Consider the following 15185-nt stretch of genomic DNA (forward strand, 5'->3'; position numbering starts at 1 on the left):
GACGCGCTGCGCCAAATTAGAAGAAACCGGCCGACTTGCCCACACCTACCGGGCGGCGGTACTTGGCCACGCGGGCGGAGGCAGAGATCACGCGGGTCCTGTGGCCGCTCTGATGCTTGTACCAGGCCGGGACCCCGGTGGTGCGCGAGAGCTTCTTGCGACGGAAGGCCTTGGCCTTGATCGCCAGCAGCGACGGGTCGGGATTGCGCTTCCAGCTGCTGCCACTGCTACCGTCACCGTATTCATCCGAACTCTCATCGGCGCCATTCCAGGCCGCATTGATTGAGGATTCGGTGTCGGACATGCTCTTGTGAATGCTGTTGCTGACGTCGCTGGCCGCATCCTGCACGTCCTTCTGCATCTTGCGCAGCTCGTCGAGTTCCATCTCGCGGCTGACCTCGGACTTGACGTCGTTGATGTAACGCTGGGCGCGCCCGAACAGGGTGCCGGCCATGCGCGCCACCTTGGGCAGGCGCTCGGGGCCGATCACGACCAGCGCGACCACGCCGATCAAGGCCAGCTTGGTAAGGCCGATATCAATCATGAGTCTGTGTGGACATTAAGAGGACAGCGATGGCGCCTGTGGCGCCTCGAAGACCGGGTTGCCTGCACCGCAGGAGCACAGGCACCCCGAAGCACCCGCCAACCAGGCCGGGCGGACGCCAGCAGATCAGCTGCCGGACTTGTCTTTTTCCTTGGCCTGCACGTCGATGGCGGCTTCCTTCTTGGCTTCTTCTTCGCCTTCGCCGCCCTTGACGCCATCCTTGAAGCCCTTGACTGCCTTGCCCAGGTCGGAACCCATGTTGCTGAGCTTCTTGGTGCCGAAGACCAGCATCACGATCACCAGAACAATCAGCCAATGCCAAATACTGAACGAACCCATTCTCTTCTCCTAAGCGGACATCCCTGCCCTGTGTACGAACAAACCTGCCGGCCCCCGGGCCGGCGAATCCTCATTGTTGCACGAACCGTACCCGCCACGGATGGGGGCCGCCGATGACGTGCATGTGCAGATGGTACACCTCCTGGCCACCATCCGGTCCGGTGTTGATCAGGGTCTTGAATCCCCCGGTGGGCTGACCCTCGGCATCCAGCCCGTAGCCACAGCCCTGCTCGGCCGCCAAGCGCGGTGCCAGGGCCAGCATCTTGCCCAGCAGTTCGACATGCTGCGCGCCGCAATCGGCCAGCGTGGCCACATGCAGGCGCGGGATGATCAGGAAATGCACCGGCGCCGCCGGATTGATGTCGTGAAAGGCGATCAGGTCCTCGTCCTCGTAGATCTTCTTCGAGGGAATCTGGCCAGCAGCGATCTTACAGAAAATGCAATTATCCAACGCCGTACTCCTGGGAAACACGGTATGAGGGGAAATCAATCCTTGCGGGCTGCCTTTTCTTCCAGGCCGGAGAGGCCTTCGCGCCGCGCAAGTTCATTGAGCACATCCTGGGGCTGCAGGTCGAACTGGGCCAGCAACACCATGGAATGGAACCACAGGTCCGCACATTCGTAGAGCACCTTGGACTTGTCGCCGGAGACACGGGCATCCTTGGCCGCCATCACGGTTTCGGTGGCCTCCTCGCCGATCTTCTTGAGGATGGCGTCGTCGCCCTTGGCGAACAGCTTGGCGACGTAGGATTTCTCGGGATTGCCGCCATTGGCCAGCTTGCGGGACTCGATGACTTCGGCCAGTCGCTTCAGGGTTTCACTCATGATGGGGTCTTGTCGCTGTCGACTGGCTTGGGAATGCTCTTGCGCACGCGCTTGGGCTTGGCCGGGGCCGGCTCTGGCGCCGTGGCAGCAGGACCGCCACCGGCGCCGGGAGCCAAGTCCTTGAGGACGGGCTCGACCGTGACCCATTCGCCGCTGTCGGCACTGCCTTCGAACTTCTGGAAGAAGCAGGAATGACGACCGGTGTGACAGGCGATGCCAGCGACCTGCTCGACCTTGAGCAGCACCACGTCTTCGTCGCAATCCAGGCGAATCTCGTGCACCTTCTGGAAGTGACCGGATTCCTCGCCCTTGTGCCACAGCTTCTTGCGCGAGCGGCTCCAGTAGACCGCCTGTCCGATTTCGACGGTGCGCGCCAGCGCCTCGCGATTCATCCAGGCGAACATCAGTACGTCATTGCTGCCGACTTCCTGGGCGATCACCGGCACCAGGCCGACTTCGTCCCATTTGACCTTGTTGAGCCATTTGGCGCTGATACTCATGCCAGCCTCATGGAAATGTTCTGATCGGCCATGAAGCGCTTGGCTTCCTGCACGGTGTGCTGGCCATAGTGGAAAATGCTGGCGGCCAGCACCGCGTCGGCCTTGCCCTTGGTGATGCCATCGGCCAGGTCCTGCAGGCCGCCCACGCCGCCGGAGGCGATCACGGGGATACTGACCGCTTCCGAGACGGCGCGGGTCAGGTCCAGGTCGAAGCCGCTCTTGGTACCGTCGCGATCCATGCTGGTCAGCAGGATTTCGCCCGCGCCCAGCTGCGCCATCTTGCGCGCCCATTCGACCGCATCCAGGCCGGTGGCCTTGCGACCGCCGTGGGTGTAGACCTCCCACTTGCCGTCACCGGCGCGCTTGGCGTCGATGGCCACCACGATGCATTGCGAACCGTACTTGCTGGCGGCATCGGCCACCAGTTGCGGATTGGTCACGGCCGAGGTGTTGATGCCGACCTTGTCAGCGCCGGCATTGAGCAGGCGGCGCACGTCTTCAACGGCGCGCACGCCGCCCCCTACCGTCAGGGGAATGAAGACCTGCGAGGCCACGGCTTCGATGATGTCCAGGATCAGGTCGCGGCCATCGGAAGAAGCAGTGATGTCGAGGAAAGTCAGCTCGTCGGCACCCTGGTCGTCATAACGACGGGCGATTTCGACCGGATCGCCGGCATCGCGCAGTTCCAGGAAGTTGACGCCCTTGACCACGCGACCCGCGGTCACGTCCAGGCAAGGGATGATGCGTTTAGCAAGGGCCATGTTATTTGCTGCCGGACAGGCGGTTGGCTTCCAGTTCGCGCGTCAGTTCATCGGCGCGATCCTGGCCGCTGCGCAGATCCAGCGTACCTTCGTAGATGGAACGACCACAGATGACGGCTTCGATGCCCTCATCCTCGACGCGGCACAGGGCTTCGACGTCGCCCACATGGTGCACGCCGCCCGAAGCGATGATGGGGATGGTCACCGCCTGCGCCAGGCGCACGGTGGCTTCGATGTTGACGCCGCCCATCATGCCGTCGCGGCCGATGTCGGTGTAGACGATGGCTTCACAGCCATAGCCTTCGAACTTCTGCGCCAGGTCCACCACTTCGTGGCCGGACAGTTTGCTCCAGCCGTCGGTGGCCACCTTGCCGTCCTTGGCGTCCAGGCCGACGATGATCTGGCCCGGGAAGGCGCTGCAGGCGTCATGCAGGAAGCCGGGGTTCTTCACCGCGGCGGTGCCGATGATGATGTAGGACAGGCCATCGTCCAGATAGCGCTCGATGGTATCGAGGTCGCGGATGCCGCCACCCAGTTGCACCGGGATTTCCTCGACGTCGTTTTCCTCGGCGAAGCTGGCGACCGCCTTGAGGATGGCCTTGACAGCCGCCTCGTTCTTGGGCTTGCCGGCAAAGGCGCCATTCAGGTCGACCAGGTGCAGGCGACGCGCGCCCTGCCTGAGCCAGTGCAGGGCCATTTCCGCCGGATCTTCGGAGAAAACGGTGGCTTGTTCCATATCACCTTGTTTGAGGCGTACGCAATGACCGTCTTTCAGGTCGATGGCGGGTATGAGCAGCATGGCTAGGGGATGACTAGTCAGTAAAAGAGAAGGGTTGTCGACGATCAGCTACGAGGTTCTTGCCTGAAAGACAAAAATCAAGGTTTCCAGTGTACGAAATTCCGATACAGCTGCAAACCCGCCGCGGCACTTTTTTCCGGGTGGAACTGGGTTGCAAAGATATTATCGCGGGCCACGGCACAGGCGAACTCGCGGCCATACGGCGTCTGGCCAACCACATGGGCGGTCTCGGCCGGTACGGCGTAGTAGCTGTGGACAAAATAGAAGAAGGCGTTGTCGGCAATGCCTTCCCACAGCGGGTGGGCGCTGGTCTGGTGGACATGGTTCCAGCCCATCTGCGGGACCTTGAACAGCGATCCATCATCCTGACGCACACCTTCCAGCTCGAAACGCACCACCTTGCCGGGCAAGAGCCCCAGGCCAGGGGTGTCGCCTTCTTCACTCCAGTCGAACAACATCTGTTCTCCCACGCACACGCCGAACAGCGGCTTGGTGCGGGAAGCCTCGATGACGGCGTCCTGGACACCGGATTCGCGCAGGCTGCGCATGCAATCGGGCATGGCACCCTGGCCCGGCAGGACCACGCGATCGGCGGCCCGGATATCGGCGACCTCGCCGGAGATGCGCACATCGGCTTCAGGCGCGACATGGCGCAGCGCCTGCGCCACCGAGCGCAGGTTGCCCATGCCGTAATCGACTACAACAATTTTATTCATGGCGAAAATGATCGATGCTCACGCACCGGTAGACCCAGATGATTTAGCGATACCCAGCGGACGACAGCTTACAGGCTGCCCTTGGTCGACGGAATCGTACCAGCAGCCCGCGGATCGAGTTCGACGGCCATGCGCAATGCGCGACCGAAGGCCTTGAACACGGTCTCGGCCTGGTGGTGAGCATTGATGCCGCGCAGGTTGTCCACGTGCAGGGTCACCTGCGCATGGTTGACGAAACCGTGGAAGAACTCGCTGGTCAGGTCCACATCGAAGGAGCCGATCATCGAACGGGTAAAGGGAATATGGTATTCCAGGCCGGGACGGCCGGAAAAATCGATGACCACCCGCGACAGGGCCTCGTCCAGCGGCACATAGGCGTGGCCGTAGCGGCGGATGCCCTTCTTGTCGCCGATGGCCTTGGCGAAGGCCATGCCCAGGGTGATGCCCACGTCTTCCACCGTATGGTGCGCGTCGATGTGCAGGTCGCCCTTGGCGTGGATATCCAGGTCGATCAGGCCATGGCGGGCGATCTGGTCCAGCATGTGGTCCAGGAAGGGAACGCCGGTATCCAGCTTCTGCTGGCCGGTCCCATCCAGGTTGATCGCAACGCGGATCTGCGTCTCGTTGGTGTTGCGGACGACTTCCGCGGTTCTCGGTGTAGACATGGTCAGGGTTAGACGGGGTTCTATCGTTGGGTGATGCCTGGGGGATTGCCTTGGCGCCGCCGTCCTCTACAGGTCGCGCAGTGCCGCTTTCAGGGCCGTCAGGAAGAGACTGTTTTCCTCTTCCGAACTGACGGTAATGCGCAAACAGTTTTGCAGCAGTACATGCATTCTACCGGCATTTTTCACAAGTACCTTGCGCGCCAGTAAAGCGGCGAAGACTTTATCGGCATCCGGGACGCGGATCAAGATGAAATTGGCCGCCGACGGGAAGACCTGCACCCCGTCCAGCGCCGCCAGTTCGGCCGCCAGCGCACCCCGCGCCTCGCGCAGGCGCGCCGCCTGCCCTTCCAGCACCTGCAGGTGATCCAGCACGAACAGCGCCGCCGCCTCGGTAAGCAGGTTGACGTTGTAGGGCGGGCGGACCTTGTCCAATTCCCGCAACAGCGCGGGCGCGGCCGCCAGGTAGCCCAGGCGTACCCCCGCCAGGCCCAGCTTGGAAACGGTGCGCATGACGATCAGGTTATTGTGCTGGGGCAATGCCGGCATCAGCGTGGAGGCGGCAAACGGCTGGTAGGCCTCATCCACCACCACCAGTCCGTAGGGGGCGGCGGCCTCGACGATGCGCAACACATCAGCCATCTCGTAGAGCGTGCCGGTCGGATTGTTCGGATAGCCGAGCCAGGTCACCACCGGTTTGTGTTCCGCGATGGCGGCCAGCATGGCCGGCAGACCCAACCTCAGATCCGCGCGCAGCGGCACGCCCACGTAGTCCAGGCCGGCCATCCTGGCCGAGACGCCATACATGACGAAACCCGGTTCCGGTGCCACGATGGTCCGACCGGGAATGGCACAGGCCACCGACAGCATGGTGATCAGCTCATCCGATCCATTGCCCAGCAGCACGTCGTAACCCGCCGGCACGCCCAGGCGGTCGCAGATGGCGGCCTTCAGGCGCGTATAGGACGGCACCGGGTAGCGGTTCAGCTCCAGCGCGGCCAGTCGCTGCGCCAGTTCCTCGCGCAGTTCTGCCGGCAGCACGTAGGGGTTTTCCATCGCGTCGAGCTTGACCATGCCCTCGGCCGAGGGCACGTGATAGGACTGCCAGCCGCGCACCACGGGGCGAATCACGTTGGCGACCACGGCTTCGGCGCTATCAGGCTTGGAGGGATTCATCATCTTGGCTCGCAGGGGCCAGCGCATCCAGGCGCTGGCGGATCAGTTCGCAATAATCGGGATTGAGTTCGAAGCCGGTGAAATGGCGCCCGCAGCGTCGCGCCGCCACCGCCGTGGTTCCGCTACCCATGAAGGGATCGAGCACCACGCCGCCCGGCGGACAGGACGCCTTGACCATGCGCTCCACCACTTCCAGCGGCTTTTGCGTGGGATGGTCGGCGCGCTCCCGGTGCTCGCGATGCAGGCGCGACACGCTCCACACATCCTTGGGGTTGTAGCCCATCTCCAGCCACTTGGCGCCGACGAAGATGGAGCGTGAACGCGCCTTCTTGGTCTGCGCATCGTAAGGGATGCGGATCGCATCGAGATCGAAGAAATAGTCCTTGGCCCGGGCGAAGAAGCCGATGGTGTCATGCACCGACGAGTAGCGCCGGGTACTGCCGCCCATGGAAGGCACGCGGCGGTCCCAGATGATCTCGTTGATCATCATCATGCGCTGCTTCAACATGACGAAAATCTCCGGCGAATTACGCCAGGTGAGGAAGATGTAAAGGCTGCCATTGGCCTTCAGCTTGGGCAGTGCGGCATCCACCCACTGCTCGGTCCATGCCAGGTAGGCCGCCGTATCGAGCTTGTCGGAGTCGTTGCCGTAGTCCTTGCCCAAGCCATAGGGCGGATCGGCAATGAGCAGATCGATGCTGCCATCGGGGATGCGCGCCAGTCCACCCACGGCGTCCAGTGCATCCTCGCAATGCACGCGGTCCAGCCAGCCGTCGCCTGCACAGGAGTCGATGGCCGCCGTCATGGGATCACTTCTTCAGCCGCAATTCAGCCGAGCGGGCGTGCGCCTGCAGGCCTTCGCCATAGGCCAGTTCGGCGGCGATCCTGCCCAGCGTCTGCGCGCCCTCTTCCGACACGCGGATCACGCTGGAACGCTTCTGGAAGTCATACACCCCCAGCGGCGAGGAGAAGCGCGCGGTACGCGAGGTCGGCAGCACGTGGTTGGGACCGGCGCAGTAATCACCCAGCGACTCGGACGAAAACCGTCCCAGGAACATGGCACCCGCATGACGGATCAGGTCAGCCCATTGTTGCGGCTCCTGTGCCGAAATCTCCAGGTGCTCGGCGGCGATCATGTTGGCGATCTCGCAGGCCTCTTCCATGTCGCGCACCTTGACCAGGGCGCCACGGTCGGTCAGCGAGGTACGGATCACGTCCTTGCGCGGCATGTCCTCCAGCAGACGGTTGATCGAGGCTTCCACCTTGGCGATGTAGTCCGCGTCGGGGCAGAGCAGGATGGACTGCGCCAGTTCGTCGTGTTCGGCCTGCGAGAACAAGTCCATGGCGATCCAGTCCGGATCGGTGGCACCGTCGCAGATGACCAGGATTTCCGAGGGGCCGGCGATCATGTCGATGCCGACCACGCCGAACACGCGGCGCTTGGCAGCGGCCACATAGGCGTTGCCGGGGCCGACGATCTTGTCCACCTGCGGGATGGTCGCCGTGCCGTAGGCCAGCGCACCGACCGCTTGCGCGCCGCCGATGGTGAAGACGCGATCCACGCCCGCAATGGCCGCGGCGGCCAGTACCAGCTCATTCTTCACGCCATCCGGCGTGGGCACGACCATGATCACTTCCTGCACACCCGCCACCTTGGCAGGAATCGCATTCATCAACACCGACGAGGGATAGGCCGCCTTGCCGCCCGGCACGTAGATGCCCACGCGATCCAGCGGCGTAACCTTCTGGCCCAGCTCGGTGCCATCGGCTTCGCGATAGAGGAAGCCGTCGGAACCACATTCCTTCTTCTGGCGCTCGTGATAGGCGCGCACACGGTCGGCGGCGGTCTGCAGCGCATGGCGACGTGCCTCGGGCAGGCCGGCCAGCGCTGCCTGCAGCGCTTCCTTGCCGATTTCCAGGGCGGCCACGGACGCGGCCTGCACGCGGTCGAAACGCTGCGTGTATTCCAGCACGGCGACATCGCCACGCGCCTTCACATCGGCCAGGATGCCGGCAGCGGCGCGGTCGATGGCCTCGTCCTCGCTGGCTTCGAAGGCCAGCACGGCCGACAGCTTGTCACGGAAGCCGGCATCGGCGGAATCGAGTTTTCGGATGGCAATGCTCATGGTCTCACCTGCTCTGCGAGGAAATCTGGGTCGTTGAAATGACAGTATTACTTGGCCTTGGACGCCTTCTCGAAGGCATCGAGGATGGGCTGCAAGCGCTCGCGCTTCAACTTCAGCGCGGCCTGGTTGACCACCAGGCGAGAGGAGATATCGATGATGTGCTCGACCTCCACCAGCTTGTTGGCGCGCAGCGTGCCACCGGTGCTGACCAGGTCGACGATGGCGTCCGACAGGCCGACCAGCGGACCCAGTTCCATCGAGCCATACAGCTTGATCAGGTCCACGTGCACGCCCTTGGCGGCGAAGTGCTCGCGTGCGGTCTTGACGTACTTGGTCACCACCCGCAGGCGCGCACCCTGGCGCACCGCGCTGGCATAGTCGAAACCTTCCTGCACCGCCACCGACAGGCGGCACTTGGCGATGTTCAGGTCGATCGGCTGGTACAGGCCTTCGCCGCCGTGTTCCAGCAGCACGTCCTTGCCGGCCACGCCGAAATCGGCCGCACCATATTGCACATAGGTCGGCACGTCGGAAGCGCGCACGATGATCACCCGCACGTCAGGATCATTGGTCGGCAGGATCAGCTTGCGCGACGACTCCGGGTCCTCGGACACGGTGATGCCGGCCGCCTTGAGCAGCGGCAGGGTCTCTTCGAAGATGCGGCCCTTGGAGAGCGCCAGCGTCAGTTGTTGGGTCATGATGTTGTACTTTTCAATCCGAAAACTTATTTGATGCGCTGGATGTCCGCCCCGATGGCCGACAGCTTGGCTTCCATGCGGTCGTAACCACGGTCGAGGTGGTAGATGCGCTCCACCACCGTCTCGCCCTGCGCAGCCAGGCCGGCGATGACCAGCGAGGCCGAAGCACGCAGGTCGGTAGCCATCACCGGCGCACCGATGAATTTTTCCACGCCGGTGACGATGGCGGTGTTGCCCTCCACATCGATGGCCGCACCCAGGCGGTTCAATTCCTGCACGTGCATGAAACGGTTCTCGAAGATGGTCTCCGTGACGTGGCTGGTGCCTTCGGCGATGCAGTTCAGCGCCATGAACTGCGCCTGCATGTCGGTCGGGAAGCCAGGATATTCGGTGGTGCGGAAACTCACTGCCTTGGGCCGACGTGCCATCTGGATGCGAATCCAGTCCTCGCCCGAGGTGAGGATGGCACCGGCGTCGCGCAGCTTGTCCAGCGCGGCATCCAGCAGCCCGGCGCGGGTGCGATGCAGGGTCACGTCACCGCCAGTGGCAGCCACGGCACACAGGAAGGTACCGGTTTCGATGCGGTCGGCGATCACCTGGTGCGAGGCGCCGTGCAGCTTGTCCACGCCCTGGATCACCAGGCGGTCGGTGCCGATGCCTTCGATTTTGGCGCCCATCTTCACCAGCAGCTGGGCCAGATCGCCCACTTCAGGCTCGCGCGCGGCGTTTTCCAGCACCGTCTCGCCATCGGCCAGGACTGCGGCCATCAGCAGGTTTTCGGTGCCGGTGACGGTGATCATGTCGGTGACGATGCGCGCACCCTTGAGACGCTTGGCCTTGGCGTGGATGTAGCCGCCTTCGATATGGATCTCGGCACCCATGGCCTGCAGGCCCTTGATGTGCTGATCCACCGGCCGCGAGCCGATCGCGCAGCCACCCGGCAGCGAGACCTTGGCCTGGCCGAAGCGGGCCAGCAGCGGACCCAGCACCAGGATCGAGGCGCGCATGGTCTTGACCAGCTCATAGGGTGCTTCGGGACGGGTGATGTCGTTGCCGTTGAGCACCATCTCCTCGCCGTTCTCGCGCACGCGCAGGCCCATCTGCTTCATCAGCTGGGTAATCGTGACCACGTCCTGCAGGTGCGGCACATTGGTCAGGTGCAGATCATCGGCCGTCAGCAGACCCGCGCACAGGATGGGCAGGGCGGCATTCTTGGCGCCGGAAATGGTGACATCGCCGGAGAGGCGCTTGCCGCCACGGATCAGGAGCTTGTCCATCGTATTGCCTTATTTCTGGAATTCTTCGGGGGTCAGCGTCTTCATCGACAGCGCGTGGATTTCTTCGCGCATGCGGTCGCCCAGGGCGGCGTAGACCAGCTGGTGACGCTGGATCAGGCGCTTGCCGGCAAAGGCATCGGCGACGATGACGGCGGTGAAGTGCTGGCCGTCGCCCTCCACTTCGAGGTGCTGGCACTCCAGGCCGGCGGCGATATAGCTTTTGACGAGTTCGGGGGTGGGTAGCATGGTGAGGCTCTTCACAGGAATAGGGGGAATGCCGGGGGGCTCAATGCGAACCGGCGCGCAGCTTGTAACCGCTCTTGAGCATGCGCACGGCCAGCGTGGACAGCGCCACGAAGAACACGGCGACGATACCGAGGCTGGTCATGGGGGGAATGTCGGACTGACCGAAGAAGCCGTAGCGAAAGCCATCGATCATATAAAAAAACGGGTTGAAATGCGATACCGCCTGCCAGAACGGGGGCAGCGAGTGTATCGAATAGAACACGCCGGCCAGGAAGGTCAGCGGCACGATCAGGAAATTCTGGAACGCCGCCAGCTGGTCGAACTTCTCGGCCCAGATACCCGCGATCAGGCCCATGGTCCCCAGAATGCCGGCGCCCAGCAGCGCAAACACCAGGATCCACAGCGGCGCCACGAAGTCCAGATGACCAAACCAGACCGTCACCACGAACACACCGGCGCCCACCATCAGGCCACGCACCACGGCTGCCAGCACATAGCCACCGAACATTTCCCAGTGCGACAGCGGCGTGAGCAGCACGAACACCAGGTTACCGGTGATCTTGGACTGGATCAGCGAGGACGAACTGTTGGCAAAGGCATTCTGCAACACGCTCATCATCACCAGGCCCGGCACCAGGAAGCCGGTGTAGTTCACACCCGGATAGACCTGCACGCGGTCCTGCAGCACATGGCCGAAGATCAGCAGATAGAGCAGCGCCGTCACCACCGGGGCCGTGATGGTCTGGGTGGCAACCTTCCAGAAACGCAGGATTTCCTTGTAGAAAAGGGTACGGAAACCGATCATTTTTCATCTCCCATGATCTGGATGAAGACGTCTTCCAGGTCGGCCTGCTGCAACTGCAGATCGTCGATCTCGGCGCCGGCGGCGCGCAGCGTGGCCAGGATGGGTTCGACTTCCTTGTAGTCATTCACGCGCAGCGTGTACTTGTTGGCAGTGTTGCCTGCGAGCAGTTCTTCCGGATGCGTCACCAGCGCCTTGAGGCCGTCCGGCAGCGCGCTGCGCTTGAGCTTGAGCACCATCTGCGAGCCCGAGATGCGGCGGATCAGGCCCTCGGTCGAATCCAGCGCCACCACCTGCCCGAACTTGAGCATGGCGATGCGGTTGCACAGCGCCTGCGCCTCTTCCAGGTAGTGCGTGGTCAGCACGATGGTATGGCCTTCGCGGTTGAGGCGACCGATGAAATGCCACAGGGTCTGGCGCAACTCGACGTCCACGCCGGCCGTGGGTTCATCCAGCACGATCACCGGCGGCTTGTGCACCAGCGCCTGGGCCACCAGCACGCGGCGCTTCATGCCGCCCGACAGGGCGCGCATATTGGTATCGGCCTTGTTGGTGAGGTCCAGGTTTTCCATGACCTCGTCGATCCACTTGTCGTTGTTGCGCAGGCCGAAGTAACCGGACTGCATGCGCAGCGTCTCGCGCACCGTGAAGAAGGGATCGAACACCAGTTCCTGCGGCACCACGCCCAGCTTCATGCGGGCCGCGCGATAGTCGCTGACGACGTCGTGACCGTGAATGGTGACCGAGCCGGAATCAGCCCGGTTCAGGCCGGCGATGATGGAGATCAGCGTGGTCTTGCCGGCGCCGTTGGGCCCGAGCAAGCCGAAGAACTCACCTTCCTCGATTGCCAGCGAAACGCCGCCCAGCGCCTGCAGCGACTGGTAACGCTTCTTGATGTCTGTGATTTGGAGAGCGGCCATTGCCTCGCCCATTCGATACGTTATTTGCTAGAAAGAAATGAGGGAGCGGGAATCCACCAGGAATCCCTCACCCGCCTCGCCCTGGCCCCGCGCCCCCTGCCGTCCTGAAGGGAGGTACGGCGGTGACGCAGCCATGTTGTCGTTATGCCATCGCGGTCAGGCCGCAGATCGCTGGTATTCAGGTTTTGCCAGGCTCAGGTGAAGCCACGTTCAAGGGAGGAAAATCCGGTGCACGAGGCCGCAAGCGCGCCTGCAAAACATTCGATTATAGGGGAATTCGATTTTCCGGGCCGCCGCGGGTCATCCGCACCGGCCGGAGGGACTGGACCGCTCAGTGATGTCGATCGGTCGCGGAGGTAGGCGCCGCCGTGCCTTGCAGCAGGGCGGAAACACCGTAGAGGTCGGCCAGGCTCTGCAGATTGGCCGGCAGGGTGCCAAATTCCAGCGCTGCGCCACGCTCGGCAGCCGCGCGCCGCCAGGCCAGCAGTGTGGCCACGGCCGAGGAATCGACCACGGTCACCTCGCTCACATCGATGCGGCCCTGTCCGGCGGCGATGGCCGAGAGGCCGTCGCGCAGGACAGTACTGGCATTGGTGAAGGTCAGCGAGGCGCCGGGCTTGAACATGGTGCAGGTTCTTTCGGATCGGTGAAGAAAATTACTTCTTGCCGTTGCTGCGGGCAGCCAGTTGCTGGTTCTTGTCGCTCAACGCCTTGATCAGGCCGTCGATGCCGCCCTTGCTGATCTCGCTGGAGAAGGTGCCACGGTAGGCCTCGACCAGCCAGGCGCCCAGCACGTTGACGTCATACAGCTTCCAGCCGTCGGCCTTCTTTTCCAGGCGATAGCTCAGCTGGATGGGTTCACCGCCACGCGAGGAAATGACCTGCGAGTTCACTTCCACTTCGGTATCGCCAGGGGCGGCGCGCAGCGGCTTGAATTCGATCTTCTGGTCACGGACCTGCGACAGGGCGCCGGAGTAGGTGAACACCAGCAGGCTGCGGAACTGGGTGATCAGCTGCTTCTGCTGTTCCGGCGTGGCCTGGCGCCAGTAACGGCCGGCGGCCAGCTGGGTCATGCGCTCGAAGTCCACGTACGGCAGGATCTTCTGTTCGACCAGTTGCATGATGCGGCCGTTGTTGCCGGCCTGGATGTCCTTGTCGTTCTTGGCGGTGTCCAGCACCTCCGAACTGATGCGCTTGACCAGGGCATCCGGAGCCTCCTGGGCGGAAGCGGCGCCCGAGAAGGACAGGGCGGGAACGGCGATGGCGGCAATGGCGAAAAGTTTGGCAAGCATCTTCATAAGTGGTTTTCCATTCGAGTCAGCGGAAGGGGCCGGATTCTGCACGGGCAGGCATGCGCATCGGCATGCTTCCGGCAACCAGCGCCGGCAACTCCTTCGAAACCCGCCAAATGACGGGGTTCCCGTGCCGTCACAGTTGGCTACGGGTGTTACAGATAATGCAGTTCAGCAGGTTTTCAAGGGCCGCCGCACTGGCGGCGATGCAATCGGCATCGCAACCAGCGGGGCGCAGCCGGGCCAGTCAGCCAGGCCGGCCGATCAGGCCTTTACGGCTCGATGGTGTTTTCCGGCTGATCCTTGCCGCCACCGGCGCCATTGATCTGGCTCTGGCGACGTTGCAGGTAGGCATCACGCACGAAATCGTACTTGTCCAGCGCGGCGTCTTCCAGCAGGGTCGAGGCATCCAGCAACTGGGCGCGGCGGTCGACGATGCGCACCACCGCACCGACGTTGCGCCAGCGTACCGGACGCTTGTAGGTCCACAGGTCGCCATACAGGTCCACCGGCAGGCCGGCGGTATCACGAACGGTCGACGGGCCGAAGAACGGCAGCACCACGTACGGGCCCGAGCCTACGCCCCACTTGCCCAGGGTCTGGCCGAAATCGGACTTTTCACGCGGCAGGCGGGCTTCGGTCGCCACGTCCAGCACGCCACCCAGACCGAAGGTGGTGTTGATGGCCACGCGCATGAAGGTCGATACACCCTGCTCGACGCGACCCTGCAGCAGCTGGTTGATCGACGACCACAGGTCGCCGATGTTGCCGAAGAAGTTGCCCACGCCATGCTGCACCGGATTGGGCACCACCGCGTCATAGGCCTGCGCTGCCGGCTTCAGGGCCACCTTGTCGACCGTGTCGTTGAAGCTGAACATGGTCCGGTTGAAACCTTCCAGCGGATCATTGGGATTGTTGCTGGTGCTGGCGCAGCCGGTCAGGGCTGCGGCTGCCAGGGCGATGGCGCCCAGGCGGCTCGCGTAGGCGGTGTTGATGGTCTTCTTATTCATTTTGAATCATCCTTTCCCTCTGCCGCCTTGCTGTAGAGGAACTGACCGATCAGGTTCTCCAGCACGATTGCGGATTGCGTCATCTTAATGGTATCGCCCGAAGCCAGGTTAGCAGTATCGCCACCCGGTTCGATGCCGATGTATTGTTCACCCAACAGACCCGAAGTCAGAATCTTTGCGGAGCTGTCCTTGGGGAATTTGTAGCCCTCGTCCATGTTCAGCATCACCACGGCACGGAAGGTCTGGTCGTCGAAGCGGATCGAGTCCACGCGGCCCACCACCACACCGGCGCTCTTGACCGCCGCACGCGACTTCAGGCCGCCGATGTTGTCGAAGCTGGCCTTGAGCGCATAGGTCTTCTGACCGAAGGACATCGAGCTCATGTTGCCGGCCTTGAGCGCCAGGAACACCAGCGCAGCCACGCCCAGCAGCACGAAGATTCCAACCCAGGCATCCAGTGATTTACGTTGCATAGTTCAACCCTCTATATTC

21 protein-coding genes are annotated in these 15185 nt (G+C 63.1%); all 21 read right to left on the reverse strand.

The genetic code is table 11. The annotated features are described in order from the left end of the window. Window positions 1-16 precede the first annotated feature (16 nt). The 21 genes from tatB to mlaD all read right to left on the reverse strand — a co-directional run bounded on the left by tatB (window position 17) and on the right by mlaD (window position 15166). Complete coding sequence (gene tatB / locus BTM36_RS09380) at window positions 17-544, reverse strand: Sec-independent protein translocase protein TatB (protein ID WP_006461582.1); 528 nt, start codon at window positions 542-544, stop codon at window positions 17-19. Between the two features lie 126 nt (window positions 545-670). Further along, window positions 671-883: a Sec-independent protein translocase subunit TatA gene (gene tatA, locus BTM36_RS09385; protein WP_006461581.1), complete on the reverse strand. Its 213-nt coding sequence runs from the start codon at window positions 881-883 to the stop codon at window positions 671-673. A gap of 70 nt (window positions 884-953) precedes the next feature. After that, on the reverse strand, window positions 954-1334 hold the full coding sequence (locus BTM36_RS09390; protein ID WP_077236047.1) for a histidine triad nucleotide-binding protein: 381 nt from the start codon (window positions 1332-1334) through the stop codon (window positions 954-956). A 35-nt stretch (window positions 1335-1369) separates the two neighbouring features. Continuing rightward, complete coding sequence (locus tag BTM36_RS09395) at window positions 1370-1708, reverse strand: phosphoribosyl-ATP diphosphatase (protein ID WP_006461579.1); 339 nt, start codon at window positions 1706-1708, stop codon at window positions 1370-1372. Then, a complete protein-coding gene (hisI, locus tag BTM36_RS09400; RefSeq protein ID WP_077236048.1) occupies window positions 1705-2208 on the reverse strand; it encodes a phosphoribosyl-AMP cyclohydrolase in 504 nt (167 codons plus the stop codon). The genes BTM36_RS09395 and hisI overlap by 4 nt, the downstream gene beginning before the upstream one ends. Beyond that, window positions 2205-2969: an imidazole glycerol phosphate synthase subunit HisF gene (gene hisF / locus BTM36_RS09405; protein WP_006461577.1), complete on the reverse strand. Its 765-nt coding sequence runs from the start codon at window positions 2967-2969 to the stop codon at window positions 2205-2207. Before hisF ends, hisI begins: the two co-directional genes overlap by 4 nt. Before the next feature lies 1 nt (window position 2970). Continuing rightward, window positions 2971-3768: a 1-(5-phosphoribosyl)-5-[(5-phosphoribosylamino)methylideneamino]imidazole-4-carboxamide isomerase gene (gene hisA / locus BTM36_RS09410; RefSeq protein ID WP_039874008.1), complete on the reverse strand. Its 798-nt coding sequence runs from the start codon at window positions 3766-3768 to the stop codon at window positions 2971-2973. Between the two features lie 77 nt (window positions 3769-3845). Next, window positions 3846-4484 (reverse strand): imidazole glycerol phosphate synthase subunit HisH, encoded by a 639-nt coding sequence (gene hisH / locus BTM36_RS09415; protein ID WP_077236049.1) that lies wholly within the window; start codon window positions 4482-4484, stop codon window positions 3846-3848. Window positions 4485-4552: 68 nt separating this feature from the next. Next, window positions 4553-5149, reverse strand: coding sequence for an imidazoleglycerol-phosphate dehydratase HisB (gene hisB / locus BTM36_RS09420; protein WP_006461574.1), 597 nt, complete (start codon window positions 5147-5149; stop codon window positions 4553-4555). A 66-nt stretch (window positions 5150-5215) separates the two neighbouring features. Continuing rightward, window positions 5216-6322: a histidinol-phosphate transaminase gene (gene hisC / locus BTM36_RS09425; RefSeq protein ID WP_077236050.1), complete on the reverse strand. Its 1107-nt coding sequence runs from the start codon at window positions 6320-6322 to the stop codon at window positions 5216-5218. After that, complete coding sequence (locus BTM36_RS09430; protein ID WP_006461572.1) at window positions 6303-7127, reverse strand: site-specific DNA-methyltransferase; 825 nt, start codon at window positions 7125-7127, stop codon at window positions 6303-6305. The genes hisC and BTM36_RS09430 overlap by 20 nt, the downstream gene beginning before the upstream one ends. 4 nt (window positions 7128-7131) lie before the next feature. Beyond that, entirely contained in the window at window positions 7132-8448 is a 1317-nt protein-coding gene (gene hisD, locus BTM36_RS09435) for a histidinol dehydrogenase (protein ID WP_077236051.1), read from the reverse strand. 47 nt (window positions 8449-8495) lie between these two features. Continuing rightward, a complete protein-coding gene (hisG, locus tag BTM36_RS09440) occupies window positions 8496-9146 on the reverse strand; it encodes an ATP phosphoribosyltransferase (protein ID WP_006461570.1) in 651 nt (216 codons plus the stop codon). Between the two features lie 26 nt (window positions 9147-9172). Beyond that, entirely contained in the window at window positions 9173-10423 is a 1251-nt protein-coding gene (murA, locus tag BTM36_RS09445; RefSeq protein ID WP_077236052.1) for a UDP-N-acetylglucosamine 1-carboxyvinyltransferase, read from the reverse strand. Between the two features lie 9 nt (window positions 10424-10432). After that, window positions 10433-10669 carry a BolA family protein gene (locus BTM36_RS09450; RefSeq protein ID WP_077236053.1) on the reverse strand — a complete coding sequence of 79 codons (237 nt, stop codon included), beginning with the start codon at window positions 10667-10669 and terminating at the stop codon, window positions 10433-10435. A 40-nt stretch (window positions 10670-10709) separates the two neighbouring features. After that, the gene (locus BTM36_RS09455; protein WP_006461567.1) at window positions 10710-11474 is read right to left on the reverse strand and encodes an ABC transporter permease; all 765 of its coding nucleotides are present in this window, start codon (window positions 11472-11474) and stop codon (window positions 10710-10712) included. Then, a complete protein-coding gene (locus tag BTM36_RS09460; protein WP_077236287.1) occupies window positions 11471-12391 on the reverse strand; it encodes an ABC transporter ATP-binding protein in 921 nt (306 codons plus the stop codon). Before BTM36_RS09460 ends, BTM36_RS09455 begins: the two co-directional genes overlap by 4 nt. 331 nt (window positions 12392-12722) lie before the next feature. Further along, window positions 12723-13016, reverse strand: coding sequence for a lipid asymmetry maintenance protein MlaB (locus BTM36_RS09465; RefSeq protein WP_006461565.1), 294 nt, complete (start codon window positions 13014-13016; stop codon window positions 12723-12725). Between the two features lie 31 nt (window positions 13017-13047). After that, window positions 13048-13689 (reverse strand): phospholipid-binding protein MlaC, encoded by a 642-nt coding sequence (locus BTM36_RS09470; RefSeq protein WP_006461564.1) that lies wholly within the window; start codon window positions 13687-13689, stop codon window positions 13048-13050. Between the two features lie 266 nt (window positions 13690-13955). Then, window positions 13956-14693 carry a VacJ family lipoprotein gene (locus BTM36_RS09475; RefSeq protein ID WP_077236054.1) on the reverse strand — a complete coding sequence of 246 codons (738 nt, stop codon included), beginning with the start codon at window positions 14691-14693 and terminating at the stop codon, window positions 13956-13958. Then, a complete protein-coding gene (gene mlaD / locus BTM36_RS09480) occupies window positions 14690-15166 on the reverse strand; it encodes an outer membrane lipid asymmetry maintenance protein MlaD (RefSeq protein WP_006461562.1) in 477 nt (158 codons plus the stop codon). Before mlaD ends, BTM36_RS09475 begins: the two co-directional genes overlap by 4 nt. Window positions 15167-15185: the final 19 nt, after the last annotated feature.

Source organism: Herbaspirillum sp. VT-16-41 (assembly GCF_001994935.1).
GTDB classification, from domain to species: domain Bacteria; phylum Pseudomonadota; class Gammaproteobacteria; order Burkholderiales; family Burkholderiaceae_D; genus Herbaspirillum; species Herbaspirillum frisingense.

Excerpts from the sequence above, each read along its gene's own strand:
- tatB (WP_006461582.1), bottom strand. The coding sequence starts at position 544 with ATGATTGATATCGGCCTTACCAAGCTGGCCTTGATCGGCGTGGTCGCG.
- tatA (WP_006461581.1), bottom strand. The coding sequence starts at position 883 with ATGGGTTCGTTCAGTATTTGGCATTGGCTGATTGTTCTGGTGATCGTG.
- BTM36_RS09395 (WP_006461579.1), bottom strand. The coding sequence starts at position 1,708 with ATGAGTGAAACCCTGAAGCGACTGGCCGAAGTCATCGAGTCCCGCAAG.
- hisI (WP_077236048.1), bottom strand. The coding sequence starts at position 2,208 with ATGAGTATCAGCGCCAAATGGCTCAACAAGGTCAAATGGGACGAAGTC.
- hisF (WP_006461577.1), bottom strand. The coding sequence starts at position 2,969 with ATGGCCCTTGCTAAACGCATCATCCCTTGCCTGGACGTGACCGCGGGT.
- hisA (WP_039874008.1), bottom strand. The coding sequence starts at position 3,768 with ATGCTGCTCATACCCGCCATCGACCTGAAAGACGGTCATTGCGTACGC.
- hisH (WP_077236049.1), bottom strand. The coding sequence starts at position 4,484 with ATGAATAAAATTGTTGTAGTCGATTACGGCATGGGCAACCTGCGCTCG.
- hisB (WP_006461574.1), bottom strand. The coding sequence starts at position 5,149 with ATGTCTACACCGAGAACCGCGGAAGTCGTCCGCAACACCAACGAGACG.
- hisC (WP_077236050.1), bottom strand. The coding sequence starts at position 6,322 with ATGAATCCCTCCAAGCCTGATAGCGCCGAAGCCGTGGTCGCCAACGTG.
- BTM36_RS09430 (WP_006461572.1), bottom strand. The coding sequence starts at position 7,127 with ATGACGGCGGCCATCGACTCCTGTGCAGGCGACGGCTGGCTGGACCGC.
- hisD (WP_077236051.1), bottom strand. The coding sequence starts at position 8,448 with ATGAGCATTGCCATCCGAAAACTCGATTCCGCCGATGCCGGCTTCCGT.
- hisG (WP_006461570.1), bottom strand. The coding sequence starts at position 9,146 with ATGACCCAACAACTGACGCTGGCGCTCTCCAAGGGCCGCATCTTCGAA.
- murA (WP_077236052.1), bottom strand. The coding sequence starts at position 10,423 with ATGGACAAGCTCCTGATCCGTGGCGGCAAGCGCCTCTCCGGCGATGTC.
- BTM36_RS09450 (WP_077236053.1), bottom strand. The coding sequence starts at position 10,669 with ATGCTACCCACCCCCGAACTCGTCAAAAGCTATATCGCCGCCGGCCTG.
- BTM36_RS09455 (WP_006461567.1), bottom strand. The coding sequence starts at position 11,474 with ATGATCGGTTTCCGTACCCTTTTCTACAAGGAAATCCTGCGTTTCTGG.
- BTM36_RS09460 (WP_077236287.1), bottom strand. The coding sequence starts at position 12,391 with ATGGCCGCTCTCCAAATCACAGACATCAAGAAGCGTTACCAGTCGCTG.
- BTM36_RS09465 (WP_006461565.1), bottom strand. The coding sequence starts at position 13,016 with ATGTTCAAGCCCGGCGCCTCGCTGACCTTCACCAATGCCAGTACTGTC.
- BTM36_RS09470 (WP_006461564.1), bottom strand. The coding sequence starts at position 13,689 with ATGAAGATGCTTGCCAAACTTTTCGCCATTGCCGCCATCGCCGTTCCC.
- BTM36_RS09475 (WP_077236054.1), bottom strand. The coding sequence starts at position 14,693 with ATGAATAAGAAGACCATCAACACCGCCTACGCGAGCCGCCTGGGCGCC.
- mlaD (WP_006461562.1), bottom strand. The coding sequence starts at position 15,166 with ATGCAACGTAAATCACTGGATGCCTGGGTTGGAATCTTCGTGCTGCTG.